Consider the following 25,502-nt stretch of genomic DNA (forward strand, 5'->3'; position numbering starts at 1 on the left):
CCCCTACGACCGACTGCCGTACCGGCCCGGCGTCCTCACCCTGAAGCGCTGACCCGCCCGATCAACGGTGATCGCGATCGGGTGCGGCCCGCCGCCGTGTGGACGAGCGGTTCACGACATGGGCAGGTCCATCTGCTGACCGACACTCACCACCTCGAGGTGCCCCAGCCGTGGCGTCGGCTGGGGCACCTCTGGTGTGTGGACTTCATCGTGGTCGGACCGAAGCACAACGACGCGACCGCGGGTGCCGCTTGCCGGCCGTGGTGTCGCGCTTGCTGGACACCACATCCATGCTGGTCAGGCCGCATTGTGGTGTTCGTGAAGGTGCCGCGCGCTCTCCGTCGGACGTCCACATGTGCGCTCCGGTTCCTTCTCGATCCCCCGATGCTCGCGAAGAAGGCAGACGGCCCGAGAGAGTGCGGCGTCATGGGTCCATGAATCCCGCGGATGCAGTCCCCATGCCAGATCCCGACTACTTTCTGCACCGGGCCCGGTGGGCCGCGATCAGGTCGCGGTACCAGGCGTAGGACGCCTTGGGGGTGCGCACCTGAGTGCCGAAGTCGACGTGGACGAGTCCGAAGCGCTGGTGGTAGCCCTCGGCCCATTCGTAGTTGTCGAGCAGCGACCAGGTGAAGTAGCCGCGGACGTCGACGCCTTGGGTGATCGCGGCAGCGAGGGCATCGAGGTGGCCGGCGAGGTAGGAGATCCGGTCGGGGTCGTCGACGGTGCCGTCGGGGGCGGGTTCGTCGGCGACGGAGCAGCCGTTCTCGGTGACGGTGACGGGCGGGAGGGCGGCGCCGTAGCGGTCGCGCAGGCCCACGAGGAGTTCACGCAGGCCGTCGGGGACGACCGGCCAGCCGAAGGCGGTGCGGGGGACGCCGTCGATCGGGGCCTCGGAGAAGGGGAGGCCGGGGTCGGTGGGGGCGGCGATCCGGGTGGGGTTGTAGTAGTTGACGCCGAGGCCGTCGAGGCCGGGGCCGGCGATCAGCTTCAGGTCGCCGGGGCGGACGGTGCCGCCGAGGTCCTCGTCGAGGCCGAAGGCCGACAGGTCGGGGTACTGCCCGAGCAGCAGGGGGTCGGTGAACAGCCGGTTGTGCAGGGCGTCGTAGGCGGTGGCGGCGGTCAGGTCGGCAGGGTCCTCGGTGGCCGGCCGGACGGGGGTGAGGTTGTTGGCGATCATCACCTGCAGGCCGCGTTCGCGCAGCACCGCGGCGGCCAGTCCGTGGCCGAGCAGCTGGTGGTGGGCGGCGGGCAGGGCGTCGAGCATCAGGGCGCGGCCGGGGGCGTGGATGCCGAGGGCGTAGCCGTAGACCATGTGCACGAACGGCTCGTTGAGGGTGATCCAGGCGGGCACCCGGTCGCCGAGCCGGTCCACGACCACCGAGGTGTACTCGGCGAAGCGGTGGGCGGTGTCGCGGTTCAGCCAGCCGCCCTCCTCTTCCAGGGCCTGCGGCAGGTCCCAGTGGAAGAGGGTGGGCAGCGGGGTGATGCCGGCGGCCAGGAGGGCGTCCACCAGGCGGTCGTAGAAGTCGAGGCCGGCCGGGTTGGTCTCACCCGCGCCGGTGGGCCGGATCCGCGGCCAGGCGATCGAGAACCGGTACCCGTCCAGGCCGAGGCCCCGCATCAGGGCGACGTCCTCGGGATAGCGGTGGTAGTGGTCGCAGGCCACCGCGCCGGTGTGGCCGTCGCGGACGGCGCCGGGCCGGGCGGCGAACACGTCCCAGACGGACGGCCCGCGGCCGTCCTCGTCCACCGCGCCCTCGATCTGGTACGCGGCGGTGGAGGCTCCCCAGCGGAAGTCGGACGGGAGGTCGAGTCGGTTCGGCACAGCCTGACTCCCTGCATCATGGCGGCAACGGACGACACACAAGAACATGAGGTCACCTCATGTTAGTCGGACGTGTTGAAGCGCACCAGCGCCGGCCGGGGCCTGCACTCGCCGGACTGGCTGTGGCTGACCGATACGCGGGCGGATCAGCCAACTGAACACCCTCTGTGGCCAGGGGCGGTCAGGACGGCTCGGGAGTCCGGTACTGGCCACCCACCGCGATGACGGTCACGGTGCCTGAGATCGCGGCGAGGAGTACGCACGGGAGGTGCGGGATACGATCCGGCGCGCGGCTGGCTCCGGCTAGGCAGGACCCGGTCAAGACCCGGTCAAGGATTGGGCCGCCAGGTCGACGGGGGCCTATGCTTACGCAGGTTTGAACAGACACCTCGTTCGGTGAGGCGTCTTCACGGACACAGGCCACTGATCCCACCCGTCGAGAGACGCTCCGGATCAGGACAGGTCTCCCCGACCTAAGGGGTGACCCCAAGTGGCTTCCCCGCACCGCCGGGGACACGCCGTGGAGTGCCAAAGCTCTGACGAGTTGGGGTGTGCCGGGTCGTTCCCGGCTTTCCCCTTGCCGCGCCGTCACGACATCGAGTCGTGGCCGGGATCGGGAGGAGGCGAGATGGACAGTAGTCCGGGCCATAGTCGGCCCTTCACCGTGTTGTCCTCGCCGTCCTTCAGCGACCCGCGGCAGCCTCTTTTCCTCTGACCACCCGTTCACAGCGGTGTCCCACGCCCGAACATCCGGCGGGGTCGCCGCCGTGCGTCCGGGCGTGCCACCGCCGGCCGGAGGACCTGGTGGTGTGGCCCGGGCCGCCCGACGCCTCGTCTCGACCGGGGCAAGGAGGTGTTCCCCGTGGCTTCCACCACTCTGCTCATGACCACCACGGCCCGGCTGCGTGACCGCAGGGCCGATGTAGCGCGCCGCGGCACCGCGACCCGCAGCGTCCGCGCCTCGCTGGTGTCCCTTGCCGGGCTGATCGGCGGTCAGGTCGCCAACCAGTCAGGGGAGGAGGTGGGCCGGGTCGTCGACGTGGTCGCCCGCCTCTACGGGCCCGATCCCTACCCGCCGGTCACCGGCCTGATCATCCGCATCGGACGGCGCCGCGCCTTCCTCGCCGCGAGCGCGGTCGACACCGTCGGCGCCGGGCACGTACTTCTGCGCACCTCGCGCGTCGACCTGCGCGACTACGTCCGGCGCCCCGGCGAGGTGCTGCTCGCCCGCGACGTGATGGACCACCAGCTCGTCGACGTCGACGGCGTCCAGGTCACCCGCGCCGCCGACCTGTACCTGGCGCCGCTGGCCGACCGCACCGTCCTGGTCGGGGTCGACGTCTCCCTGCCCACGCTGCTGCGCCGCCTCGGCCCGCGCCGCTGGCAGGTCCGCCCCACCCCCGACCGCGTCCTGGACTGGCAGTCGGTCGCCCCGTTCGGCGAACAGGCCACCCACGGGCCGGCCGAGGTGCGGCTGCGCGCGTCCCGCTCCGCGCTGCACCGGCTGCGCCCGGCCGACCTCGCCGACATCCTGGAGGACCTCGGCCGACACGAGCGGCAGCAGCTGCTGGGCTGGCTGGAGCCGGAGCACGCCGCAGACGCGCTGGAGGAGATGGAACCCGCCGAGCTGGAGAACCTGCTCCGCGAGGCGGCACCGGAGCACGCCGCCCGGCTGGTCGACGAGATGGAGCCGGACGAGGCCGCCGACGCCCTGCGCGACCTCGAACCCGGCGAGCGCGAAGCACTACTGACCCGTATGCCCGCCGACGAGGCGGCCGAGCTGCGCGCCCTGCTGACCCACCGCGAGGGCACCGCCGGCGGCGCGATGACCACCGTGCTGGTGACCGCCCGCCCGGAGCAGACGATCGCCCAAGTACGGGCAGAGCTCGCCGCGCAGGCCGAGCACCGCACCGAGATCGACGCGGTCGCCGTCCTGGACTCGGAGGGCCGGGTGACCGGTGACCTTCCGCTGTTCGACCTGGCGGTGGCCGAGGACACCGCACTCGTCGGGGACCTGGTGGAGTGGCTGGCCCAGTTCGCGCCGCCGGTCACCGTGCGCCCGGACTCCCGCCTGTCCGAGGCCGCCGACCAACTGGTCGCCGCACGCGCCAGCTCCCTTCTGGTGGTCGACGACGCAGGCCGCCCGCTGGGGCGGATCCTCGCCGACGACATCCTCGACGCCCTGCTCCCGGAGCGCGGCCGCCTGCACTTCCGGAGGTTCCTCACGTGACCCGCGACCTCACCACCCCCACCGCGCCCACCCCCGCCGCTGTGGTCCCGGCACCGGCCGCACCCGCCGCCCGCCGTCGGGGCTGGCGCCGCATCGCGGCCGTCGCCATGGTCGCCGGACCGGGGCTGGTCGCCGCGAACGCAGGCAACGACGCCGCCGGCATCGCCACCTACGCCAGCGCCGGCGCCCAGTTCACCTACGGCACGCTGTTCTTCATGGTGCTGGTCACCGTCGCCCTGGTCATGGTCCAGGAGATGGCCGTGCGGCTCGGCGCCTACACCGGCAAGGGCCTTGGCGCGCTGATCCGCGAACAGTTCAGCCTGCGCCTCACCGCACTCGCGGTGTTCTGCCTGCTGCTGGCCAACACCGGACTGGTCGTCAGCGAGTTCGCCGGGATCGGTGCCGCCTTCGAACTCCTCGGCGTCCCGAAGTGGGCAGTGATTCCGCCCGCGGCCGTACTGCTCTGGTCCCTGGTGCTCTTCGGTAGCTACAAGTGGGCCGAGCGGATCTTCCTCGTCATGTCGCTGGCGTTCTTCGCCTACCCCGTGGCCATGGTCCTCGGCCACCCCGACTGGGGGCAGGTCGGGGAGCACCTGGCCGTCCCGCACATCGATCCGAGCAAGGACTTCGTCCTGCTCGCCGTCGCCCTGATCGGCACCACCGTCAGCCCGTACATGCAGTTCTACGCCGCCGCCGGCGTGGTCGACCGCGGCGCCAAGCCCGCCGACTACAAGCTCATCCGTGCGGACGCCGTCCTCGGCGCGGTGTTCGCCTGCCTGATCAGCCTGACGATCATCATCGCCACCGCCTCAGCCATCGGCGGCAGCGGTCCGCTGGAGTCCGCCGCCCAGGCCGCCGAGGCCCTCAAGCCTGTGGCCGGGCACAGCGCCGAGCTGCTCTTCGCCTTCGGCCTGATCGGCGCCTCCGCGCTGGCCGGAGCAGTCGTCCCGCTGTCCGCGAGCTACGCCATCGGTGAGGCTGCCGGCGTCGAACGCTCGGTGTCCCGGAGCTTCCGCGACGCCCCGCTCTTCCTCGGCCTGTTCACCGCCCAGATCGCCCTCGGCGCGATCGTCGCCCTCACCCCCGTTGACGTCATCCGGCTCCTGATCGGCACCCAGGTCCTCCAGGGCCTGATCAGCCCGATCGTGCTGGTCTACCTCCTCGTCCTCACCAACCGCCGCTCCGTCCTCGGCGAGGCCGCCAACGGCCGCCGCTACCGCGTCGCGGCCACCGCCGTGGTCGTCGGCGTGGCCGCCATGTCCACCATCCTGCTCGCCCAGACCGTCCTCGGATGGTTCGGGCTCGCCTGACCCGTCCCGTTCACCGTGCGCACCTCGGGGAGGAAACCGCCATGCGCCGCCTCGCCCCGCTGCTGACCTTCTCGGCCCTGTTCGCCTGGGTCGCGTTCATCGCCGCATGGATCCACCTCGACCGGTGAACCTCCCGGTGCCGGGCCCTGACGGCCGGCACCGGCTCACAGCCAGTCGTTGCGGCGGAACGCCCGGAAGATGAACACACAGACCGTGGCGGTGAGCACCAGCACCGCCGGGTAACCGAACGTCCAACGCAGCTCCGGCATGTAATCGAAGTTCATGCCGTACACACCCGCCGCCATCGTCGGCACGGCCGCCAGCGCCGCCCAGGCACTGATCCTTCGCATGTCCGTGTTCTGCTGCATCGACAGCCGCGCCATGCTGGCGTCCAGGATGCTGGAGATCAGCTCGTCGAAGGCCAGGATCCGTTCCTTCGCCTGCGTGTGATGGTCCGCGGCGTCCCGCAGATAGGTGGCAATCGCGGCCGGCACCTGCGGCAGCGTACCGTCGGCCAGCCGCTGGAGCGGCACGCCCAACGGCACCACCGCCCGCTTGAACTCCAGCAGTTCGCGCTTCAGCTGGTAGATCCGGCCCGCGTCGTCGGTGCGCTCGTGCGAGAACACCGCCGTCTCCAGCTCCTCCACGTCCCGCTCGAAGGCGTCGGCGACCTCCAGGTAGCGGTCGACGACGTGGTCGGCCACCGCGTGCAGCACAGCAACCGGGCCCAACGCCATCAGCTCGGGCACGGCCTCCAGGTCCCGGCGCACGGCTGCCAGCGGCGGAGCGCTGCCGTGGCGGACCACGATCGCGAAACCGGGGCCCGCGAACACCATGATCTCGCCGGTGTCGACGATCTCGCTGGTCGCCGTCACCTTGTCGTGCTCGACATAGGTGATCGTCTTCAGTACCAGGAACAGCGTGTCACCGTAGCGTTCGAGTTTCGGACGCTGATGGGCGCGGACCGCGTCCTCCACCGCCAACGGATGCAGGTCGAACGCCGCGGCGATCTCGGCGAACTGCTCCTCGGTGGGCTGGTAGAGGCCGATCCACACGAACCGGCCGTCCTTCTCACCTATCCGCTGCAGCACCTCCGACAGGTCCACCTGCTCCGGCAGGCGAAGCCCGCCCTCGTACAGCGCGCAGTCCACCACGGCCCGTGCAACCATTCCCCACACCGCTTTCCCAAGCCACGGCGCCGGGCGCCCTCAACGGCAAGCAAACCTACCCGTTACGACGCACCCGTCGAAGACGCCTGGAAGATCAGCCGGCCCGGCCTCCCGGGGTTCGCCGGGCGTTGCACGTCCCAATGATCGCCGAGGTGGGCTTCGGGCAATTGACTCGATGCATCGGCCGAGCATCGTCGGCCGGCAGGCTTGCCGATGTCTCGGTCGTCCCGGCGGGTATGGCCGTGGTGCCACGAGGTGACCAGCTTCCTGTCAACGATCCGTCAAGACAGAGGCTCCCGGGATCAAAGAGCCGTCAGGATCGGACCGGCCGCCCGACGAGTGGGAATAGCCTCCCGGCACGGCTTCCTCTGCATCCGCCCACGGCCTGGGATGCGCCCGTCCCCGGACCCCCTTCGCCTGCTCCGACGCAGGCCCTGACACCTGTGAGGAGTGGCACATGAGTGCCGACACCCCCGCCGGTGTCCTGGTTGCTGCCGCTCTCGTCATCTACCTGATCCTGGCCCTGAAGTACCGGACAAATTCTGAAGCCGGACACCGGCCCTGCGGACAGTGCCCGCCCGCTAGCGGAGCAGGGCGTCGACCAGACGGTCGTAGAAGTCGAGGCCGGCCGGGTTGACCGCCCCCTCGCCGGCGGGCCGGATCCGCGGCCAGGCGAGGGAGAACCGGTACCCGTCCAGGCCGAGGCCGCGCATCAGGGCGACGTCCTCGGGAAAGCGGTGGTAGTGGTCGCAGGCCACCGCCCCGGTGTGGCCGTCCCGGACGGCGCCGGGCCAGCGACCCAAGCCCGCCGAGCGCCGGCCCCGGTCACCACCATGCGCCGCCCGGAAGGCCCGTCCCCGGGGGCGGCGGCAGCGGCACGGCCAGCGAGAGCACGATGACGTTCGTCGCGCCCCCGTCCACGAGGATCTTGGTATGTCCTGCCGCGTCCGGCGCGTCCTGGGTCAGGACCCTGCACACGAGCACCGCGTCGCACTGTGGCAGTTCCGCCCGGAACTCGGCCTCGTCGAACGCCAGCGCCCCGGTCATCGTCTGCAGGGCCCACCTGGGCATGTCCTTCAGCGTCATCTTCCGCACGACCGTCCGGCCCACGTCGGTGCCGTCCGCGGTGGTCAGCCGTCCGCGGAAATGCGGGCTCCGGCCGTCCGCCGTCCACGTGGCACCGAACTCGACCAGCGGTTCGCCGTGGAGCCGCAGGACCAGCCGCCCGTCGCAGGAGTCCCGCTCGGCCAGGCCGGTCACGGTCTTCCACCACTGCATCACCGTGTCGCACACCAGAGGATCAACAGCACCAGCAGCAGCGCCGCCAGAACGAGGGGCAGTGCCCTCCGGACGTCCACCGGGGAGGCCGGCGTGGTCCGGCCCGGCGCTTTTGGGCCCTGGTCACCCGACTGCCCCGGGATCGCGGCGGGCAGCGCCCGTGGACGGTCGGGGCCACCGGTGGCCGTGAGCACGGCCAGGCTCTCGCCCGCCGCCACCGGCGGTGCCTCCTCGGCCTGCTCCACCAGGTTCAGCACCAGCGCGTCCCCGTCCTGCTCCCCGGCGAGCAGGGCACGAACCCGCTCGACGAACGCGGCGGCGCCCGGCCCGTCGGCCGCACTCGCGATCCAGGAGCGGTCCGCCCACTCCGTCGGCTCAGGGCCGCCCGGCGCCTCCAACGAGGTCAACAGGCGCTCCATCCGGTCCTGGACGACGCCGACCGCCTCCACGTCGTGCCGCCGGCGGAGATCCACCACCTCCGCGTCGTCCGGGAACAGACCGTCCATGCGCTCACCCAGCACGGCCCGCCCGGAACCGTCGGCATGACCGTCCAGCCACCGGGCCACCAACCGCACCACCCCGTCGGCCCCACCCGACGCCGTGGCGCCCTCCAGCGCGAGGGTGAACCGGATCGGGGTACTGACCTCGTCCCGCCGCTGCGACGGAATGCCGCTCAGATAGGCCCGCCACCGCCCGCCGCGCGCCTCCACCAACAGCGTCGGATAGTTGACGTCGGTGTGGGAGCGGTGCCGGGTCCACCAGCCCGGGTCCGGCGCGGCACCCAGGAAACGGTAGTCCGCCTGCCGTGGATAGCCACGCGACATCACGTACCCGCGCACCACCGGCTCCGGCCGCCCCGGCGACTCCCCGGCCGCCACTGCGGGTGTCGGCTCCTCGCTCACAGCGCCTTGCTCCGTCCGCTCGGCTTCCGATCGGCGAGCATGTCCACCGCCCGCGCCAACTGCTCGGCCTGGTTGCGCAGTTCCTGCGCCTTCGCCAACTGCCCGGCACGCTCCAGATCGTTCGCCCGGATACTGCCGTTCATCCAGTTGCGGACGTGCCGGAAGAAGCCGCGCTTCAGCTCCTGCCCGCGCTGCTCCGCGTACCGCGCCCGGCCCACGTGACGGTCGGCCTCCCCCGCCGTCACCCGCCGACGGGCACCCGCCAGCAGCCCGCAGACGGCACCCAGGATGTCCTCCGCCCCGACGATCGAGATCCGGCCCCGGTCCCGGATCGCGAAGGTGCCGGTCGGCCGATGCGTACCGGGCTCGTCCGGATCCGTCTGCCAGTGCACCTTCACCAGCTCGACGCAGCCCAGGGTGTCCACCGGGCAATAGCGGATCTGGGCGTGCGGCGCGTTCAACCGCACCAGCTCGATGACCCGGTCGTACACCTGGAGCACACGCTCCCTCAGCAGCTGGGAGTCGTCCCGCAGACCGCCGTTGTCCGCGAAGTACGACTCGCACTTCACCGGCGCGAGCACCACGAGCGCCGGCTCCTCCGGCGCCAGGTTGCGGTTGCCCGCCCACAGCTCGGCCATCTCCTGGACGGCGAGGGTCTCCAGGACGGCCGGCACCGACCGCCAGTGCTGCGGCTGGTCCGCCTCCATCAGCACGGTCGCGTCCACCGGGACGACCAGGACGTTGCACTCCGCCAGGAAGGACTGGCACTCGTCCCAGTTCCGCACCTCCTCCGCGCTGCGCCCCTCCTGTTCGCTGAGCCAGCCGCCCGGGAAGTCCAGCAGCGAGAACCGGATGCCCTCCGCGGCCTGACCCGCCCTCATCTCCAGGTTGAAGTACGTCAGGTCGAGACTGCCCGGCATCACCGCCGAGTCGAACTTCCGGGCGAGCAGGCCGCCGTCGAGCTCCTGCCGGCGCAGTCGCAGCAGCCGCTTGGTCCGTTCGTCGGCCGCCCGCAGGACCACCGGGGTGCCGCCCAGCAGCCGTTCGCCGTCGGTGAGCATGGAGACGACCAGCGAGGTCTTGCCGACCCGGCTGGGCCCCAGCATGCCGATCCTGAACACCGGCGTGTCATCGGCTTCGGTGGCCGCCGTCACCATCTGGTCTCCTTCGTCTTCTCTGCCGCCGTACGGTCCGTCCCGCCGTGCGCGGGCCGGCCGCGCAGCGCGGCCTCGACCTCGCGGCACCCGCGGGTCACCGCGGCGAACCGCGCGTGCTCGCTGTTGAGGCCCTCGTAGCGACCGGGCCACAGTTCGTTGCGGTACGTCCGGGCGAACCGGCGGAACTCGCGTGCGGAGGCACCCGAGCGGATCAGGGCGTCCTCGAACTGCTCCACGGCCGCGTACAGCACCAGGGCCGGGATCACCGAGTCACGCAGCAGCGCCGTACGGGTGCGGTAGGCCGCCTGCTCGGCACGGGTGGTGATGAACTCGTAGAGTTCGTCGGCGCCGGCCGCGCTGACCTCCACGGCGATCTGCGAACGCATCCGCCCGCTCGACGGGTCGAGGACGTCCAGGCTCAGCCCGTCGAGCTGGGCGCGGATCCTCGGATGGAGCTGGGTGCGGTAGTCCAGCCGCAGTTCCATCAGGTCCGCGACGGCCGAGGACAGGCCGGGGCACGGCTCGTAGCCGTCGTCGAACATCTCCCGCAGCCGCAGCAGCACGGCGGCACCCTCGGCCGTCTCCGGTCCGGGCCCGGCCGGACCGTCGGCGGCCGCACCGCTCTCCGCGGCGGCCGGCGGCGCGAGCAGTCGGCCGGTGTGACGGGTGAGCACCTCGGCGACCTGCCGGTGCAGCCCCCGCACCCGCTCCTCGAAGTAGCCGTCGATGGCGGCGAACCGGCGCGCGACCTCCACCCTGATCCGGTTGAACTCGTCCGTGGCAACCGGTGCGGATCCGCCGCGCACCCGCATCTGGCGCAGCTGGCGGTCGCACCAGCGCTGCCGGTGCCCCGCGTCCGCGGGCCCTCCGTCGGCGGCGCCGGCCGCTCCGGCCCCGCCCGCGCCGTCGGCCTCCTCGGACCCGAGGCCCTCGGCGATCCAACGGCCCAGATCGGTGTACGCCTCGTCCACCGCGGCCGCGAAGTCCGGGTCCTCCTCCCGTGCCGCCGCCTCGACGCGCATCCGCCCGACGATCTCCGCGAGGTCCGCCGCGAGGTCCTCGCGCAGGGTCTCGGCCTGCCGCTCCAGGTCCTCGGCCGGCGCACTGGCGTGCCCCCTCAGCCGGCCGAGCTCCGCCTCGACGCCCGCGGTGGCCGCCAGGACCGCCCGGGCCAGCTCCTCCGACCGTTCGGCGAGTCCGGCGACGATGTCGTTGTCCATCACCGGCAGCCGCTCGGCCAGGGCCGCCAGCACCGGCGCCAGCAGGCGCTCCTGCACCGAGGCCGGATCCGCTGCGTCGGTCTCCAGAACGGTGAAGTGCCGCCCCGGCAGGCCGGCGTTGACCTCGCTGGTCAGATGCCCGTGCAGGGCCGCGGCCAGGCTCTCCGGGTCGCCACTGCCCTTGTTGACGACGAGGAAGACGAAGTCGCCGGTGCGCCGGACCAGTCCGCGGGCGTCGTCCAGCAGCGCCAGCGCCCGGCCGTCCGCCGCCCCGAAGTAGGCCATCCCCTCCACCGGGCGCTTGACGAGCAGGACGGCGTCCACGTCGTGCCGCAGGCCGGCGACGTGGCGCCGCTCGGCGTCCGCGGCCATCTCCCCCAGCCCCGGCAGGTCGACGATCCCGATCCGGCCCACCCCCGGGTGCGGGAATTCGCACTCGATGCGCGCCTCGCGGACCGCGAGGTAGCGGCGGGAGGGGTTCCCGCCGTCCACTTCGGACTGCGACGGGTACGCGACGTAGCCGCGGAGCTCCGCCAACGGCACCTCCCGCCCGCTGCCGACCAGATCCTCCCGGTACGACCACAGCGCGCGCTGGGCCGCCACCACCCGCTGGAGCAACGGCGCCTTGCTGTCCTCCACCGCCTCCGGGTAGCGCCAGCCGGCGAACTCCTCCAGCGAGGCGGGAGCCGCGGCCAGGCCCAGGTACGCGTGGTACGGACGGACCGACTCGGCCAGGAACGACTCCGGGGTGTGCAGGCGCAGCACCGCCCGGGACTGGCCCGGGACGTGGCAGATGCGGCTGCGGACCGCCGTCACCGGGATCCCGGATCCGGCGGGGATCTCGGCGTTGGTCAACCCGGAGAGCGACTGGAGCAGGGTGCTCTTGCCGACCCGCGCCTGCCCGCTCACCCCGAGGTTCACGGTGCCGCGCGCGAACCGTGCGGCCGCCTGCCCGTGCAGGTCCAGGAGCTCGGAGACGCGTGCTCCCAGGTCGCGCAGCGCCGATCCGTCGAGCGCCGCGCGGAGCCGTTCCGAGGCGTCGGCCTGGCCGCGCAGCGCGGCCAGCAGCTCCTCCAGCCTCCCGAGGGCGGAGCCCGCCCCGCGCCAGCGGGCGCTCTCCGCGTCGACGACGTCCAGCAGCTTGCGACGGTTCTCCAGGAGCGCCGCGACCCGCGCGGCGCTCTCCGGTCCAGAAACCGAGGTCATCCGATCCCGCCCTCCCTGACCCCTGCCGGTCGGTGCGTTCCACATCGTAGGAGGGCGCGAGGACGGTCGTCCGGATCAGTCGGAAAATACCTGATGTGACGTCAATTCCGTTATGCAGCCGCGATATTGGCATGAACGCCGCCTCCGACAGGTGTTCGTCGGCGCAGCGGGGGCGGGGCGCCGGACCACGAGCGGCCCCGTACCGGCAGGCGCCGGAGGGACGGCCACCACTGCGGGACGGCGAGCCGACGGGGACGGCCACCCCCGCGCGACCGCCCCCACCGCCAACGGCGCCCCAGGCCAGTTATTAATATGACCATCCGATGAGCCGGTCGGCGGGTTCGGTGGCAGGGATCGGCGGACCTGTCGGACCCCCGCACTAGGGTGACCGCATGGCAGACGTCCCGGTCGTGGCCGCGCCCTCCGTCGAGGCGCTGAACGCCGTGGTGGAGCGCGCCTGCGAGCCGCCCACCAGCGCGTCCCGCGCGAAGCAGCTGCGGTGGATCGCCGGTGAGCTCCGCACCGCCCTGGAGCGCGGCGAGATCCCCTCCTCCGCCGCCGCCTCCCTCGCCGGGCTCCTCGCCCCCGACACCCTCGCCGCCTACCTCGACGCGGCCGAGCGCGGTCTCCTGCGCCGCAAGCCCGCCGCCCGGCCGGACCAGCCCTCCCCCGCATCCATGCGGGTGCGGGAGGACTGTCTGCAGATCCTCGGCGCCGGCGCGGGGATCGCGGTCGTACTGCCGCCGCGCACCCGGCAGGGCGGGCTGCGGCCGGTCGTCGCCGCCCGGCCGCGCAGCATCCTGCTCGGCCACCTGGAGCGGGCCGTCCGGCCGGGCCAGTCCGAGGCGCGGAGCCGGATCCTCGCGATCATCGGCACGGTGATGGACACCGGCTGCCGCGCCGGCGAACTCTGCCACCTGCGGGTGGGCGACGTCGACACCGACCGGGGCCGGATCCGCGTCACCCGCCTCCCCCAGCACCGCGACCTCGCGGCCGAACCGGTCACCGAGACCGTCGCGCTCTCGGGCCCCACCCGGGCCGCCCTGCGGAACTGGCTGAAGGCCCGCGGCCACCTGGTCGTCCGCGACGCCGCGAAGCCCGCCGGGCGGGCGAACGAGACCACCGACGCCCTGTGGGTGAGCGTCTCCCCCAGCGGCCGGGCCCGGCCCGGCCTGCCGCTGCACTTCCGCGGCCTGGCCCGCGCCTACGTCCGCGAGATCCGCAGCCTGAACCTCGACATGGCCGGCGAACCCGGCTGGGAGCCGATGCCGAAGCGGATGGAGCAACTCCGCCGCGCCATCGACCTGGAACCGTCCGACCTCGCCGGGGCCACCGTCCTGCGCCGCGCCGACCCGGAACGGTGACGACCACCGGCAGGGTGACGGCCCCCGGCAGGGTGACGACCGGCACGCCCGGACGTCAGCCCGCCGCCCCGCAGCGCTCCGTGTCGATCTCGGCCAGGGTGGCCTCGTTGTAGCGCGCGCCGTGCACGGTCGCGGAGTCGAGCACCTCCCCGGCGGCGTCCAGGGCCTCGCCGGGGACGGCGAGGTCGAGCACGGCCAGGTTCTCCCGCAGGTGCGCGACGGACCGCGTCCCGGGGATCGCCAGGACGTGCGGCGCCCGGGAGAGCACCCAGGCCAGCGCCAGTTGGGCGAGGGTGCAGCCGGCGCCCCCGGCGATCTCGTCGAGCCTGCGCCGCAGTTCGAGGTTGGCGGGGTAGTGCCGGGCGTCGAAGCGGGGCATCTGCCGGCGGACGTCCCGCTCGGGGAGCGTGCCGGGGCCGGGCGGCGCCGAGGTGAGGAAGCCGCGGGCCAGCGGGCTGAACGCCACCAGGGCGACGCCGAGTTCCGCGGCCGCCACCAGGGTGCCCTGCTCGGGGTTGCGCGACCAGAGGCTGTACTCGTTCTGCAGCGCGGCGATCGGGTGCACGGCGTGGGCCCGGCGCAGCGTCGCGGCCGACGCCTCGGAGAGTCCCAGGGCCCGGACCTTCCCGGCCTGAACGAGCTCGGCCATCGCGCCGATGCTCTCCTCCACGGGGACCTGCCGGTCGACGCGGTGCAGGTGGTAGAGGTCGATGCTGTCGGTGCGGAGCCGGGCGAGCGCCTCGTCGGCGGTGCGGCGGAGGGTCTCGGGCCGGCCGTCGATGACGCGCCGCCCGTCGACGCCGGTCAAGCCGCACTTGCTGGCGAGCACGATGCGCTCCCGGTGCGCGGCGAGGACGCGGCCGAGGAGTTCCTCGTTGGCGCCGAAGCCGTAGAGGGCGGCGGTGTCGAAGAGGGTGACGCCCTCGTCCAGGGCGGTGCGCAGGAGGTGTTCGGCGGCCCGCGGCTCGGGCGGGACTCCGTAGGCGTGGCTGAGGTTCATGCAGCCCAGGCCGACCGCCGGGACCTCGAAGGGCCCGATCCGGCGGGGTCCACGGCCGGCCGGGGGCGTCGCGGTCACGAGGCCCGGGCAGCGTCGAGCTGCGCTTCGAGGGCGGCCAGCGTGCGGTAGCAGGGCAGCACCTGGGCGAGGGAGGCGTTGGGTTCGCGGCCTTCGCGGATGGCGGCGACGAACTCGCGGTCCTGCAGTTCGATGCCGTCGGTGGAGACGTCGACGCCGCTGACGTCGATCGGCTCGTCCTTGCCGGTGAACAGGTCGTCGTAGCGGGCGAGGTAGGTGCCGGTGTCGCCGATGTAGCGGAAGAAGGTGCCGAGCGGGCCGTCGTTGTTGAAGGAGAGCGAGAGGGTGCAGATGGCGCCGCTCTCCGCGCGCAGTTGGATCGACATGTCCATCGCGATGCCGAGGACGGGGTGGATCGGGCCCTGGATCGCGTTGGCCTGCACGATCGGCGAGCCGGTCTGGTGGGCGAACAGGTCGACGGTGTGCGCGGCGTGGTGCCAGAGCAGGTGGTCGGTCCAGGAGCGCTGCCGGCCCAGGGCGTTGAGGTTCTCGCGGCGGAAGAAGTAGGTCTGCACGTCCATCTGCTGGATGCGGTACTCGCCGGCCCGGATCCGCTGCCGGACCCACTGGTGGCTGGGGTTGAAGCGGCGGGTGTGGCCGGCCATGGCGACGAGTCCGGTGCGCTGCTGGGCGGCCAGGCAGGCCTCGGCGTCGGCGAGGGAGTCGGCGAGCGGGATCTCGGTCTGGACGTGCTTGCCCGCCTCCAGGCAGGCGACGGTCTGCTCGGCGTGCATCGGGGTGGGGGTGGCGAGGATGACGGCGTCGACGTCGTCGGCGGCGAGCACCTCGTCGAGGGTGGCGACGCCGCGGCCGATGCCGTGCTCGGCGGCGAACGCCCGGGCGCGCTCCGGGGTGCTGCTGACGACGGCGGTCACCTCGACGCCGTCGATCCGGCGCAGGGCGGCGGCGTGCTTGGCGCCGAAGGCGCCGCCTCCGGCCAGGGCGATCCGGACGGTCTTCCGGTCGGTCATGTCACTCCTCCGTGGCGGGCGCCTCGGCCCGCGGGTGGTTCTCCAGGATCAGGTGGCCGACGGCGGTGTTGGACGCCGGCACGTGGTAGAAGCGGTGCTTGGTCTCGATCTCGCCGCCGCCGTCGACGTCGCTCATCGCCCCGCGGGCGATCAGCCACATGACGAGTTCGATGCCCTCGCTGCCGGCCTGCTCGACGTAGTCCAGGTGCGGCAGCTGCGCGAGACCGGCCGGGTCGTCGACCAGCCGGTCGAGGAAGGCGTTGTCCCACGCGCGGTTGATGAGGCCGGCGCGGGGGCCCTGCAGCTGGTGGCTCATGCCGCCGGTGCCCCACACCTGGACGTTCAGCGGCCGGCCGTAGGACTCGATCGCCCGGCGCAGTGCCCGGCCGAGGTTGAAGCACCGCTCGCCGGAGGGCACCGGGTACTGCACCACGTTGACGTGGAACGGGATCACCCTGCACGGCCAGGCGTCGACGTCGCCGAACATCAGCGACAGCGGGACGGTCAGGCCGTGGTCGACGGTCATCTCGTTGACCAGGGTGAGGTCGAAGTCGTCCCGGATGAGCGAGTGCGCGATGTGCGCGGCCAGGTCCGGGTCGCCCTCGATGCCCGGGACGGGGCGGGGGCCGTAGCCCTCGTCGGCGGTGGGGTAGGCGGCGCCGGTGCCGAGGACGAAGGTCGGGATCAGCGACTGGTCGAAGGCGGTGGCGTGGTCGTTGTAGACCAGGAGGACCACGTCGGGTCGGTTCTCCCGGGCCCACTGCCTGGAGTACTCGTAGCCGTCGAAGACCGGCTTCCAGTAGGGCTCTCCGGTCTTGTGGTGGTCCATCGCGGCGCCGATCGCCGGTACGTGGGAGGTGAAGACGGCGGCGGTGACCACGGCGTGCTCGGCCGGCGGCGCGGGGTCGGCGTGGGCCGCCTCCAGGACGGCGTGGTCGATCCGGTTGCCGTCGACGGAGCGGCCGCCGGCGAGCATCATGTCGCGGTACTCCTGCTCGGTCATGCCGGTCATCGAGCCCGCCATCCGCTGGAACGAGAGCCCCAGCGTCGCACCCCACTTGGCGAGGAAGTAGATGTTGCCGCCCTCGCGCATCGCGGCGTTGAGGTCGCGGTCGAGCAGGGCCTGCTTCTGCTCCTCGCGCAGCGGCCAGGCGTCCAGGTAGGCGCGTTCGTCGGCGAGGTAGCTCGCGCGGTTCTCCGCGGTCATCAGCGACATGCAGAACTGGTTGAGGTGGTACCCCTTGGCGGACTGCTCGGCGTCGAAGATCGTCGTCCCCGGGACCAGCCGGTAGGTCTTGTCCAGCGACATGCCGGGCTCCAATCGTGTCGTGCGGTGAGGTGGCGGTGGGGGTCAGTCGGCGTCCGGCCAGTAGAGGCGCATCGGGTTGGCGACGAGCAGCTTGTGCTGCAGCTCGGGCGTCGGCGCGACGTGCGGGACGAAGTCGACGAGCAGGCCGTCGTCGGGCATGTGGTCGGTGAGGTTGGGGTGCGGCCAGTCGGTGCCCCAGAGCACCCGGTCGGGGAACTCCTCGACCACGCGCCGGGCGAACGGGGCGACGTCGCGGTACGCCCGCCGTTCGCCGTCGAGGGCGGGCGGCCCGCTCACCGACAGCCGTTCCGGGCAGGTGACCTTGCACCAGATGTCGGGGCGGGCCCGCAGGAGGTCGAGGAAGGCCTCGAACGCGGGGCCGTGCGGGTCCTCGGTGACGTCGGGCCGGCCCATGTGGTCGACGACCAGCGGCACCGGGATCGACAGCAGGAAGTCCCGCAGCTCGGCGAGGTCGGCCGCCTCGAAGTAGACGACGACGTGCCAGCCGTACGGGGCGATCCGCCCGGCGACGTCGAGCAGGTCCTGCTGCGGCGCGGCGTCGACCAGCCGCTTGACGAAGTTGAACCGCACGCCGCGGACGCCGGCCTCGTGCAGCTCGCGCAGCTCCTCCTCCGCGATCCCGGGCCGTACGGTGGCGACCCCGCGGGCCAGTCCGCCCGAGGCGCGGAGGGCGTCGACCATGGCACGGTTGTCGGGGCCGTGGCAGGTCGCCTGCACGACGACGTTCCGCGCGAACCCCAACTGGTCACGCAGTGCGAAGAGTTGGTCCTTGGAGGCGTCGCAGGGGGTGTACTTCCGCTCGGGGGCGTACGGGAACTCGGCGCCCGGGCCGAAGACGTGGCAGTGCGCGTCGACGGCGCCCGCGGGCAGCCGGAACCGCGGGCGGCTCGGGCCGGCGTACCAGTCCAGCCAGCCGGGGGTCTTCTCGAACTCCGTCGTCGTCATCGCTCGGTCCTCGTCGGTCGGTCCTCGTCGGTCGGTCCTCGTCGGTCGGCCCCCATCGGTCGGTCCTCGTAACGCAGGCCCAGTGCGGCCAGCGGGCCGCGCATCCCGTACATGTCCAGGCCGAGTTCGCCGGCGCGGAACCGGGCGCGCTTGTCCTCCTCGTTGGCCTCCCGCTTCGCCGAGGCCTCGGCGACCTCGGCGGGCCGCTCGCGCGGGACCACCACGACGCCGTCGGCGTCGGCCAGCACGACGTCGCCGGGCCGGACGAGGGCGTTGGCGCAGACCACCGGCACGTTGACCGAGCCGAGGGTGGCCTTGACCGTGCCCTTGGCGTTGACCGCCCGCGCGAAGACCGGGAAGTCCATCGCCTCCAGGTCGGCCGCGTCGCGCACCCCGCCGTCGATGACCAGCCCGGCGGCGCCGCGGGCGCGGAAGGAGGTCGCGAGCAGTTCGCCGAAGAAGCCGTCCTCGCTCTCGGTCGTGCAGGCCGCGACCACGACGTCGCCCTCGCGGATCTGCTCGGCGGCGACGTGCAGCATCCAGTTGTCGCCGGGCTGCAGCAGCACGGTGACCGCCGTCCCGCACAGCCGCGCCTTCGGGTAGGCCGGGCGCAGGTAGGGGCGCATCAGGCCGACCCGGCCCATGGCCTCGTGGACGGTGGCCACGCCGAAGGCCGACAGGGCGGCGACGGCCTCGGGCTCGGCGCGGGTGATCGCGGTGCGGACGACGCCGATCTCGGTGTGTTCCATGGTCGTTCTCCCGGGGTCAGTGGCCGGCTGCGGCACGGCGGCCGGCGAGGCGGGCGGCGAGGCGGGGATGGACGCGCAGGGCGTTGCCGGAGCGGACGGCGGCCCGGTCCTCCTCGGTGAGGTGCGGGGTGGCCTCGACGTACCGCCTGGTGTCGTCGTAGTGGTGGCCGGTGCGCGGGTCGATGCCGCGGACGGCGCCGATCATCTCGCTGGCGAAGAGCACCGACCGGCTCGGAACCACCTGCGTGAGCAGGTCGATGCCGGGCTGGTGGTAGACGCAGGTGTCGAAGAGGACGTTCTCCAGCAGCGCCTCCGGGTCCGGCCGGCCGAGCGCCGCCGCCAGGCCGCGGAACCGGCCCCAGTGGTAGGGCACCGCGCCGCCGCCGTGCGGGATCACGAACCGCAGGGTCGGGAAGTCGGCGAACAGGTCGCCCTCGACCAGCTGCATGAACGCCGTGGTGTCGGCGTTCAGGTAGTGCGCGCCGGTGGTGTGGAAGGCCGGGTTGCACGAGGTGCTGACGTGGATCATCGCGGGGACCTCGTACTCGGCCATCGCCTCGTAGAGCGGGTACCAGCTGCGGTCGGTCAGCGGCGGCGACGTCCACCTGCCGCCCGAGGGATCGGGGTTGAGGTTGACCGTCACCGCGCCGAGCTCCTCGACCGCGCGGCGCAGCTCGGGGAGGCAGCTGGCGGGGTCCACCCCGGGCGACTGCGGGAGCATCGCGCCCGTCGCGAAGCGGTCGGGGTAGAGCGTGCTGACCCGGTGGACCAGGTCGTTGCAGATCCGCGCCCACACCGAGGAGACCTCGAAGTCGCCGATGTGGTGGGCCATGAAGCTGGCCCGCGGGGAGAAGACCGTCAGGTCGATGCCGCGCTCGTCCATGAGCCGCAGCTGGTTGGACTCGATCGCCTCGCGCAGGTCGCCGTCGGTGATGACCAGGTCGTCGGGGTCGGGTGCGGCGGCGGGGGTGCCGACCGCCGCGACCTGCCGGTCCCGCCAGGCGGCCAACTGCGGTGGTGCGGTGGTGAAGTGGCCGTGGCAGTCGATGATCACGGTGTCTCCCGGGTGGTGGTGCAGGGGGGCAGGGTGCGGCGTCCGGTCAGGCGCCGGTGGGCCAACCGGTGTACTGCTCGGCGAGGTAGGTGCGGCCGGCGCGGGAGCCCGCCACGTTGTCGAGTTCACCGAGCTGGCGCCGCAGGTCGAAGGCGTCGTCGCCGGGCGCGGTGTGCAGCAGCCGGGTCATCCAGGAGGAGAAGTTCTGCGCCCGCCAGACCCGTTGCAGGGCGCGCGGCTGGTAGTCGTCCAGCGCGCCGTCGCCCGCGCCGCCGAGCGCCCGCAGCAGGACCCCGGCGAGCACCTTCACGTCGTGCAGCGCGAGGTTGAGCCCGCGGGCACCGGTCGGCGGCACGGTGTGCGCGGCGTCGCCCGCGAGGACCAGCGATCCCCAGCGCATCGGCTCCTGGACGAAGGAGCGGAACCGCAGCACCGTCCGCTCCAGGATCCGCCCCTCGCGGAGGCGGAAGCCGTCCCGGCCGGCCACCCGGGCCTGCAGCGTCTCCCAGATCCGGTCGTCCGTCCAGGCGGCGGCGGACTCGTCGGGGCCGCACTGGAAGTACATCCGCTGCACGGTCTCGGTGCGCCGGCTGATCAGGGCGAAACCGTGCTCGGAGTGCGCGTAGACCAGTTCGGGCGCGCTCGTCGGCGCCTCGGCCATGATGCCGAACCAGGCGAACGGGTACTCCTTGCCGTACCGCACCCGCCGGTCCTCGGGCACCAGGTCGCGGCACGTGCTCCGCGACCCGTCCGCGCCCACCACGTACCGCGCCCTGATCTCGTGGCGGGTGCCGTCGGACGCGGTGACGCGGACCCGGGGGGCGGCGGTCGTGATGTCGAGGACCTCGGTGTCCTTCACCCCGAACAGGACGGTGCCGCCGTCGCGGTCACGGGCGTTCGCCAGGTCGGTGAACACGTCGGTCTGCGGGTAGAGCCAGGCCGACGCGCCCACCAGCTCCTTGAAGTCGATGCGGTGCGGGCGGCCGCCGAAGCGGAGTTCGATGCCCTCGTGCTCGTGGCCCTCGTGCAGGACGCGGTCGGACACCCCGGTCTCCACCAGGTCGCGGGCGGCACCGGCTTCGAGGATGCCGGCGCGCTGGGTGGTCTCGATCTCGTGCCGGGTGCGGGTGTCGACCACGACCGTCGCGACCCCGGCGCGGCCCAGCAGGTGCGCCAGCATGAGGCCGGCCGGGCCGGCGCCGACGACGGCGACCGGAACGGAGGTGACGGTGTCGACGACGGCCTCGGCCATGGCATCTCCTGAACGACTGCGAGCGTCTGGAACACCCCGAACGCTGGCATCCGCGACCGCACCGGGTCAGCACCACTTCCGCCTGACGGAAGTACCGCTCAGGGGAGCTCCCCCACGCGCCCCTGGGTGGCGCCCCGTGATGGCGCGTCCGACCGGTCAGACTGCGCCGCGGGCGCGCCTGCCGAGTTCGTCGGAGATGCCGTGCACGGCCCGCAGCAGCGGCTCCCGCAGTCCGCGGGCGCGGCTCGCGCCGCGTGCCGCGATGACGATCCCCAGTGCGGCGCCGACCGGCCCGGTCCGGCCGATCCGTACGGGTGCGGCCACCGCGACGGTGCTCTCGGAGAGCTGGCGGTCGCTCACGAAGACCTGTTCGCGGCGGATCCGGTCCAGTTGGGCGCGCAGGGTCTTCGGGTCGGTGACGGTGTGCGGGGTCCAGGCGCGCAGCGGTGCGTCGAGGACCGCCTCCTGGATGTCCTGCGGTGCGTGCGCCAGCAGGACGCGGCCCATCCCGGTGGAGCCGATGGGGAAGCGGGAACCGACCATGGTGACCAGCTCCACCGAGCGGTGCCCGGCGATCCGTTCGACGAAGACGAGTTCGGTGCCCTCGCGCACCGCGAGCTGGATGTTCTCGTGGGTCGCCTCGTAGAGGTCCTGCATGAACGGCAGTGCCACGTCGCGCAGGATCTGACTGCGGGGGCAGCCGGAGGCGATCTCCCAGAGCCGCAGCCCGACGTGCCAGGAGCCGTCCTCGCCGCGTTCGAGGGCTCCCCAGGCGGCGAGCTCGGCGACGACCCGGTGGGCGGTGCTCAGGGCCAGGCCCGTACGCTGAGCGATCTCCGACAGCGTCTGCGACTGGCACTCGCGGCCGAAGGTCGAGAGGATCTCGAGAACTTTTCCAGCCGCCGTGCTCCGGGTTGCACTCACGCGGCCAGTGTCGCAGACCGGCATTGAGCTGCCCATTCGCCCGTCGTAGCATCGGCCGCGCAGAAGGAGGCAACGTGGACCGGGAGATCTCCGGACTGTCCTCGATGGCGACGCGCCTGATCCTGGCCGGGCTCTCCGAGCACCTCCGGACCGCCCACGGCACGGCCGTGCGGTTCGAGTCGGCCGGCGGCGTCGAGGTCGCCCGGCGGGTGCGCGGGGGTGCCGAGGCCGACCTGCTCGTGCTCGCGGACGACGCACTGGCGAAGCTGGCGGCCGAGGGGCACCTGGTGCCGGGCACGGTGCGTCCGCTGTGGGTGTCCCAGGTCGTCGCGGCGGTGCCGGAGGGCTCGCCCGTCCCGGCCCTCGACTCGGTGTCGGACCTGCGGGCCGCCCTGCTGGCCGCCGAGCGGATCGCCTACTCGACGGGCCCCAGCGGCACGGCCCTGGTCGGGCTGGTGGCCCGGCTGGGTCTCGCCGACCGGGTCGACCGCCGGCTCGTCCAGGCGCCGCCGGGGGTGCCGGTCGGCTGCCTGCTCGCTGCGGGCGAGGCGGAACTGGCCTTCCAGCAGCACAGTGAGCTGATGGGTCTGCCGGGTGTCGTCGTGGCCGGCCCGCTGCCGGGCGACGCCGCGATCGGCTCGACGTTCGGCGGGGCCGTCCTGGCCGCGTCGGGCGAGCCGCGCCGCGCGGCGGAGGTCCTCGACCTGTTCGGGTCGGACGCCGCGTCGCGGATCGCCGGCGCCGGGGGCATGCGGCCTGCCCGTTCCTGACCCGCGCCTCCGCCGGGGACCGGACCGGATGCGGTCCCGGTGGCGGGTCCGTGGCGCGGGCGGGTGGGGCTCGGGGCGGCCGGTGTGCTGCTGGCCGTCCTGCTGCGCGACTGCGGCCCCGAAGGGGGCGGAGCCGGTGCGGACCCGGGGGTCCCGCCGGCTCCGCTCTCTCGTACTCCGGGCCTAGACGGCGCCCTCCGGAACGAGATCCGCGGATTCCGCGCGCTCCGGGCCCCCGGCCGGGACGGCGGCACGCAACGCCGCCTCGACCCGGCGGTTGCTGGTCATGGTCGACGTGACGGCGGTCATGGTGAGGAGGAGGCCGGCGGCGGCGTAGAGCGGGGTGCGCACGTCGTAGGCGGTGACCAGCCAGCCGCCGAGGAAGGCGCCGAACGGGGCGGCGCACATGGCGAGCATGCGGGAGGTGGAGGCGACCCGGCCCATCAGGTGGGCGGGGACGACCGCCTGCCGGAGGGAGGGGGCGAGCACCATGGTGGCGCCCATGCCCGCCCCGCAGACGGCGAGCGCGAGACCGGCGACGTACGGGTTCGGGGCGGCGGCGAGCCCCAGGACGGCGAGTCCCTCGACCGCGGCCGTACAGGTCAGCGCGGTGCCGGTGCCGAGTCGCCGGCCGAGGAAGGAGGCGATGCCCGCGCCGAGCAGACCGCCGGTGGCCTCCGCCGTGAGGAGCAGGCCGAAGCCGGAGGTGCCGATGCCGAGACGGTCGTGCGCGAAGAGCGCGAGTACGGTCTCCACGGCGAGGAAGGCGATGTTCCCGACGGCCGGACGCAGCGCGAGCCCGAGCAGCAGCCGGTCCCGGAACACGTACGAGGCGCCGTCCCGCGCCTGGCGCAGCAGCGACTCACGGGCCTGCGGTACGGGCCGGGGCGCGGCGGGCAGCGAGCGTACGAGCAGTGCGGAGAGTGCGAACGACACGGCGTCGGTGAGCAGCGGGAACGCCCGCCCGAGCGCGAGCAGGGCGCTGCCCGCGGGCGGCCCGGCGAAGCCGGAGGCGGCGGTCTGGCTGCCGCGCAGGCGGGAGTTGGCGCGTTCCAGGAGCGCGGGGTCGCGGCCGAGCAGGTCCGGCAGGTAGGCCGTGGCGGCCGTGTCGAAGAAGAGTCCGCCGAGGCCGAGCAGGAAGGCGACGGCCGCGAGCAGGGGGATGCTCAGCACGTCGAGCGCGGCCGCTGCCGCCGGTACCGCGAGCAGCACCGCGCGTGCCGCGTCCGTGGCCCACATCGTGCGGCGACGGTCCCAGCGGTCCACCAGCGCACCGCCGAGCACCCCGAAGAGCAGCCACGGCAGCGTTCCGGCGGCCGTGACGACGGCGAGCGCCATCGGATCCCGCGTCAGCGTCAGTGCGAGGAGCGGCAGCGCGGCGTGCGACACGCCGTCACCGAGCGAGGACACCGTCTGCGCGGTCCACAGCCGTCCGAACCCGGTCGGCAACTTCCTGATGTCCGAGGTCACTTGGCGCCCCCCTCGGCCTGCACGTGCGACGCCGGGCGGAAGAGTGCGAAGACGAGTGACGCGTCCGGCAGCGACGGGTCGGAGAGCTCCCGGTACTCGTCCGCCAGTGCCTCCAGCCGCGCCCCCAGCTCCGCGAACTGCTCCTCGGTGAGCCGCAGATGGGCCATCCGCACGTGCCGCTCACCGTCCGCCGGCGCCGCCTCCAGGTCCGCCACCGCGTGCCGCATCAGCACGTCGGGCCCTCCTTCGCCCGGGTCCGGCAGCACGATCGACCGCGCGGCCATGGCGTAGTACCGCTCGGTGACCCCGCGGACCTTCCGGGTGCGCACCACCGTCACCAGGCCGGCCCGTTCGAGCAGTCGTACGTGGTAGCTGGAACTCCCCTTCGCGAGGCCCACGCGCTCGGCGATCTGCGTGATCGTCGCGGGCTCGAAGCGGAGCACGGCCATGATCCGGTGGCGCGTCAGGTTGGAGACGGCCCGCAGCTGTTCGTCGGTGGTGACGTGGAACGTCTCGGGAAGATCGTCGGTAGGCATGCCCCCAATGGTCAACACTTCTTGACCATTCGTCAAGCGGTTTCGCCGGGCTTCCGGAGGCGGCCGTCCCGCACATGAGGCTTTCGTCCCTGCTCCGCGGCTTCCGGCCCGGCTTCGGGACGGAGGCGAACAGGCCCTTTCTGCAAGGCTCCTGCGGGTCGCCGAGGTCGTGGGTGAGGAACGGCAGGGCCGGCCCGGTCTCCGCTCGGATGCGGGCGGGCAGGCCCGGGATCTGCGCCTGGACGGAGAGGTCCAGGGCCTGCCCGCCCCGTCCAGGGCGAGCGCCCGGGGCTCGGCGGCCGGGGCGCGGGCGATCGCCGCGCGCCGGCGCTGCCCGCCGGAGAGCGCCTCCGGCAGGGAGCGGGCCCGGCGGTCGTCCGCGCCCACCGTGTCGAGCAGTTCGGCCACCCCGGCCGGCACACCGTCGACGGACGGCCGCCGGTGCAGCGGCACCGCCTCCGCGACGGCGTGGCCCACGCGCCGGCGCCGGTCGAGCGAGGAGTTCGGTCCCGGAAGACCGTCGGGTCGGTGGGCTGTGGGCCGGAGCCCGTGCCGTGCGCCTCCGTCGCCGCGGGGGTGTCCCACGCGGGCCTGGCTGCCGACGTCCTTCCGCCGCCGCCCCGCGGCCACTGCGTCTCCTCGACGGAGGAGCCCGGCCACTGGACGGCCGAACGCGTCGCCCGCGCCGCCCGGGCCGTGGTGGCCGCGCTCGTCGACGACCGAGAGGCCGTCCGACCGCCGCACCGCACTTGATTCGCG

Annotated in this window: 22 protein-coding genes, 1 pseudogene and 1 riboswitch; of the genes and pseudogenes, 6 read left to right on the forward strand and 17 right to left on the reverse strand. The window is 73.2% G+C overall.

Annotation, left to right across the window (positions count from 1 at the left end; all coding sequences use genetic code 11):
• Positions 1-472: 472 nt before the first annotated feature.
• On the reverse strand, positions 473-1,828 hold the full coding sequence (locus ABD353_RS31680) for a GH1 family beta-glucosidase (RefSeq protein WP_344627127.1): 1,356 nt from the start codon (positions 1,826-1,828) through the stop codon (positions 473-475).
• Positions 1,829-2,209: 381 nt separating this feature from the next.
• A riboswitch (M-box (ykoK) riboswitch) is annotated at positions 2,210-2,384 on the forward strand.
• Positions 2,385-2,690: 306 nt separating this feature from the next.
• Between ABD353_RS31680 and ABD353_RS31685 the strand changes: the two genes are divergently transcribed.
• Genes ABD353_RS31685 through ABD353_RS31695 form a run of 3 tightly spaced genes read left to right on the forward strand, consistent with a single transcriptional unit; the run spans position 2,691 to position 5,496 of the window.
• The gene (locus ABD353_RS31685; protein ID WP_344627128.1) at positions 2,691-4,058 is read left to right on the forward strand and encodes a magnesium transporter MgtE N-terminal domain-containing protein; all 1,368 of its coding nucleotides are present in this window, start codon (positions 2,691-2,693) and stop codon (positions 4,056-4,058) included.
• A complete protein-coding gene (locus ABD353_RS31690) occupies positions 4,055-5,368 on the forward strand; it encodes an NRAMP family divalent metal transporter (RefSeq protein WP_344627129.1) in 1,314 nt (437 codons plus the stop codon). The genes ABD353_RS31685 and ABD353_RS31690 overlap by 4 nt, the downstream gene beginning before the upstream one ends.
• The gene (locus ABD353_RS31695) at positions 5,350-5,496 is read left to right on the forward strand and encodes a hypothetical protein (RefSeq protein ID WP_344627130.1); all 147 of its coding nucleotides are present in this window, start codon (positions 5,350-5,352) and stop codon (positions 5,494-5,496) included. Before ABD353_RS31690 ends, ABD353_RS31695 begins: the two co-directional genes overlap by 19 nt.
• A gap of 36 nt (positions 5,497-5,532) precedes the next feature.
• On the opposite strand, the gene ABD353_RS31700 is transcribed toward ABD353_RS31695, so the two are convergent.
• The 6 genes and pseudogenes from ABD353_RS31700 to ABD353_RS31725 form a co-directional block, all read right to left on the reverse strand.
• A complete protein-coding gene (locus ABD353_RS31700; RefSeq protein WP_344627131.1) occupies positions 5,533-6,537 on the reverse strand; it encodes a magnesium and cobalt transport protein CorA in 1,005 nt (334 codons plus the stop codon).
• Between the two features lie 587 nt (positions 6,538-7,124).
• Positions 7,125-7,334 (reverse strand): annotated as a pseudogene (locus tag ABD353_RS31705) (family 1 glycosylhydrolase); the annotation flags it as partial.
• Between the two features lie 28 nt (positions 7,335-7,362).
• Positions 7,363-7,830 (reverse strand): hypothetical protein, encoded by a 468-nt coding sequence (locus ABD353_RS31710; protein WP_344627132.1) that lies wholly within the window; start codon positions 7,828-7,830, stop codon positions 7,363-7,365.
• A complete protein-coding gene (locus ABD353_RS31715; RefSeq protein WP_344627133.1) occupies positions 7,815-8,717 on the reverse strand; it encodes a hypothetical protein in 903 nt (300 codons plus the stop codon). The genes ABD353_RS31710 and ABD353_RS31715 overlap by 16 nt, the downstream gene beginning before the upstream one ends.
• Positions 8,714-9,874: a hypothetical protein gene (locus ABD353_RS31720; RefSeq protein ID WP_344627134.1), complete on the reverse strand. Its 1,161-nt coding sequence runs from the start codon at positions 9,872-9,874 to the stop codon at positions 8,714-8,716. Before ABD353_RS31720 ends, ABD353_RS31715 begins: the two co-directional genes overlap by 4 nt.
• Positions 9,868-12,300, reverse strand: coding sequence for a hypothetical protein (locus ABD353_RS31725; RefSeq protein WP_344627135.1), 2,433 nt, complete (start codon positions 12,298-12,300; stop codon positions 9,868-9,870). Before ABD353_RS31725 ends, ABD353_RS31720 begins: the two co-directional genes overlap by 7 nt.
• Before the next feature lie 392 nt (positions 12,301-12,692).
• On the opposite strand from ABD353_RS31725, the gene ABD353_RS31730 reads away from it, so the two are divergent.
• Positions 12,693-13,664 (forward strand): site-specific integrase, encoded by a 972-nt coding sequence (locus ABD353_RS31730; RefSeq protein ID WP_344627136.1) that lies wholly within the window; start codon positions 12,693-12,695, stop codon positions 13,662-13,664.
• A gap of 55 nt (positions 13,665-13,719) precedes the next feature.
• On the opposite strand, the gene ABD353_RS31735 is transcribed toward ABD353_RS31730, so the two are convergent.
• From ABD353_RS31735 to ABD353_RS31770, 8 genes are all read right to left on the reverse strand, one after another.
• Positions 13,720-14,742: an aldo/keto reductase gene (locus ABD353_RS31735; RefSeq protein ID WP_344627137.1), complete on the reverse strand. Its 1,023-nt coding sequence runs from the start codon at positions 14,740-14,742 to the stop codon at positions 13,720-13,722.
• Positions 14,739-15,713 (reverse strand): Gfo/Idh/MocA family oxidoreductase, encoded by a 975-nt coding sequence (locus ABD353_RS31740; protein ID WP_344627138.1) that lies wholly within the window; start codon positions 15,711-15,713, stop codon positions 14,739-14,741. The genes ABD353_RS31735 and ABD353_RS31740 overlap by 4 nt, the downstream gene beginning before the upstream one ends.
• 1 nt (position 15,714) lies before the next feature.
• Entirely contained in the window at positions 15,715-17,022 is a 1,308-nt protein-coding gene (gene ligA / locus ABD353_RS31745) for a protocatechuate 4,5-dioxygenase subunit alpha (RefSeq protein WP_344627139.1), read from the reverse strand.
• 42 nt (positions 17,023-17,064) lie between these two features.
• The gene (locus ABD353_RS31750; RefSeq protein ID WP_344627140.1) at positions 17,065-17,988 is read right to left on the reverse strand and encodes an amidohydrolase family protein; all 924 of its coding nucleotides are present in this window, start codon (positions 17,986-17,988) and stop codon (positions 17,065-17,067) included.
• Complete coding sequence (gene ligK, locus ABD353_RS31755; RefSeq protein ID WP_344627141.1) at positions 17,985-18,737, reverse strand: 4-carboxy-4-hydroxy-2-oxoadipate aldolase/oxaloacetate decarboxylase; 753 nt, start codon at positions 18,735-18,737, stop codon at positions 17,985-17,987. Before ligK ends, ABD353_RS31750 begins: the two co-directional genes overlap by 4 nt.
• Positions 18,738-18,753: 16 nt before the next feature.
• Entirely contained in the window at positions 18,754-19,791 is a 1,038-nt protein-coding gene (locus tag ABD353_RS31760) for an amidohydrolase family protein (RefSeq protein ID WP_344627142.1), read from the reverse strand.
• A 46-nt stretch (positions 19,792-19,837) separates the two neighbouring features.
• Entirely contained in the window at positions 19,838-21,043 is a 1,206-nt protein-coding gene (locus ABD353_RS31765; RefSeq protein ID WP_344627143.1) for a 4-hydroxybenzoate 3-monooxygenase, read from the reverse strand.
• Positions 21,044-21,199: 156 nt separating this feature from the next.
• Positions 21,200-21,967: an IclR family transcriptional regulator gene (locus ABD353_RS31770; RefSeq protein WP_344627144.1), complete on the reverse strand. Its 768-nt coding sequence runs from the start codon at positions 21,965-21,967 to the stop codon at positions 21,200-21,202.
• Between the two features lie 74 nt (positions 21,968-22,041).
• Between ABD353_RS31770 and ABD353_RS31775 the strand changes: the two genes are divergently transcribed.
• The gene (locus tag ABD353_RS31775) at positions 22,042-22,737 is read left to right on the forward strand and encodes a substrate-binding domain-containing protein (RefSeq protein WP_344627145.1); all 696 of its coding nucleotides are present in this window, start codon (positions 22,042-22,044) and stop codon (positions 22,735-22,737) included.
• A gap of 183 nt (positions 22,738-22,920) precedes the next feature.
• Here the strand turns inward: ABD353_RS31775 and ABD353_RS31780 are convergent, their stop codons facing one another.
• Both ABD353_RS31780 and ABD353_RS31785 read right to left on the reverse strand, forming a co-directional pair.
• Positions 22,921-24,207: an MFS transporter gene (locus ABD353_RS31780; protein ID WP_344627146.1), complete on the reverse strand. Its 1,287-nt coding sequence runs from the start codon at positions 24,205-24,207 to the stop codon at positions 22,921-22,923.
• Entirely contained in the window at positions 24,204-24,743 is a 540-nt protein-coding gene (locus ABD353_RS31785) for an ArsR/SmtB family transcription factor (RefSeq protein WP_344627152.1), read from the reverse strand. The genes ABD353_RS31780 and ABD353_RS31785 overlap by 4 nt, the downstream gene beginning before the upstream one ends.
• Before the next feature lie 549 nt (positions 24,744-25,292).
• Here ABD353_RS31785 and ABD353_RS31795 point away from each other — a divergent pair.
• Positions 25,293-25,496, forward strand: a complete 204-nt coding sequence (locus tag ABD353_RS31795) for a hypothetical protein (protein WP_344627155.1) — start codon at positions 25,293-25,295, stop codon at positions 25,494-25,496.
• Positions 25,497-25,502: the final 6 nt, after the last annotated feature.

Origin of the sequence: Kitasatospora arboriphila (assembly GCF_039528095.1) — a bacterium.
Taxonomy (GTDB): Bacteria; Actinomycetota; Actinomycetes; order Streptomycetales; family Streptomycetaceae; genus Kitasatospora; species Kitasatospora arboriphila.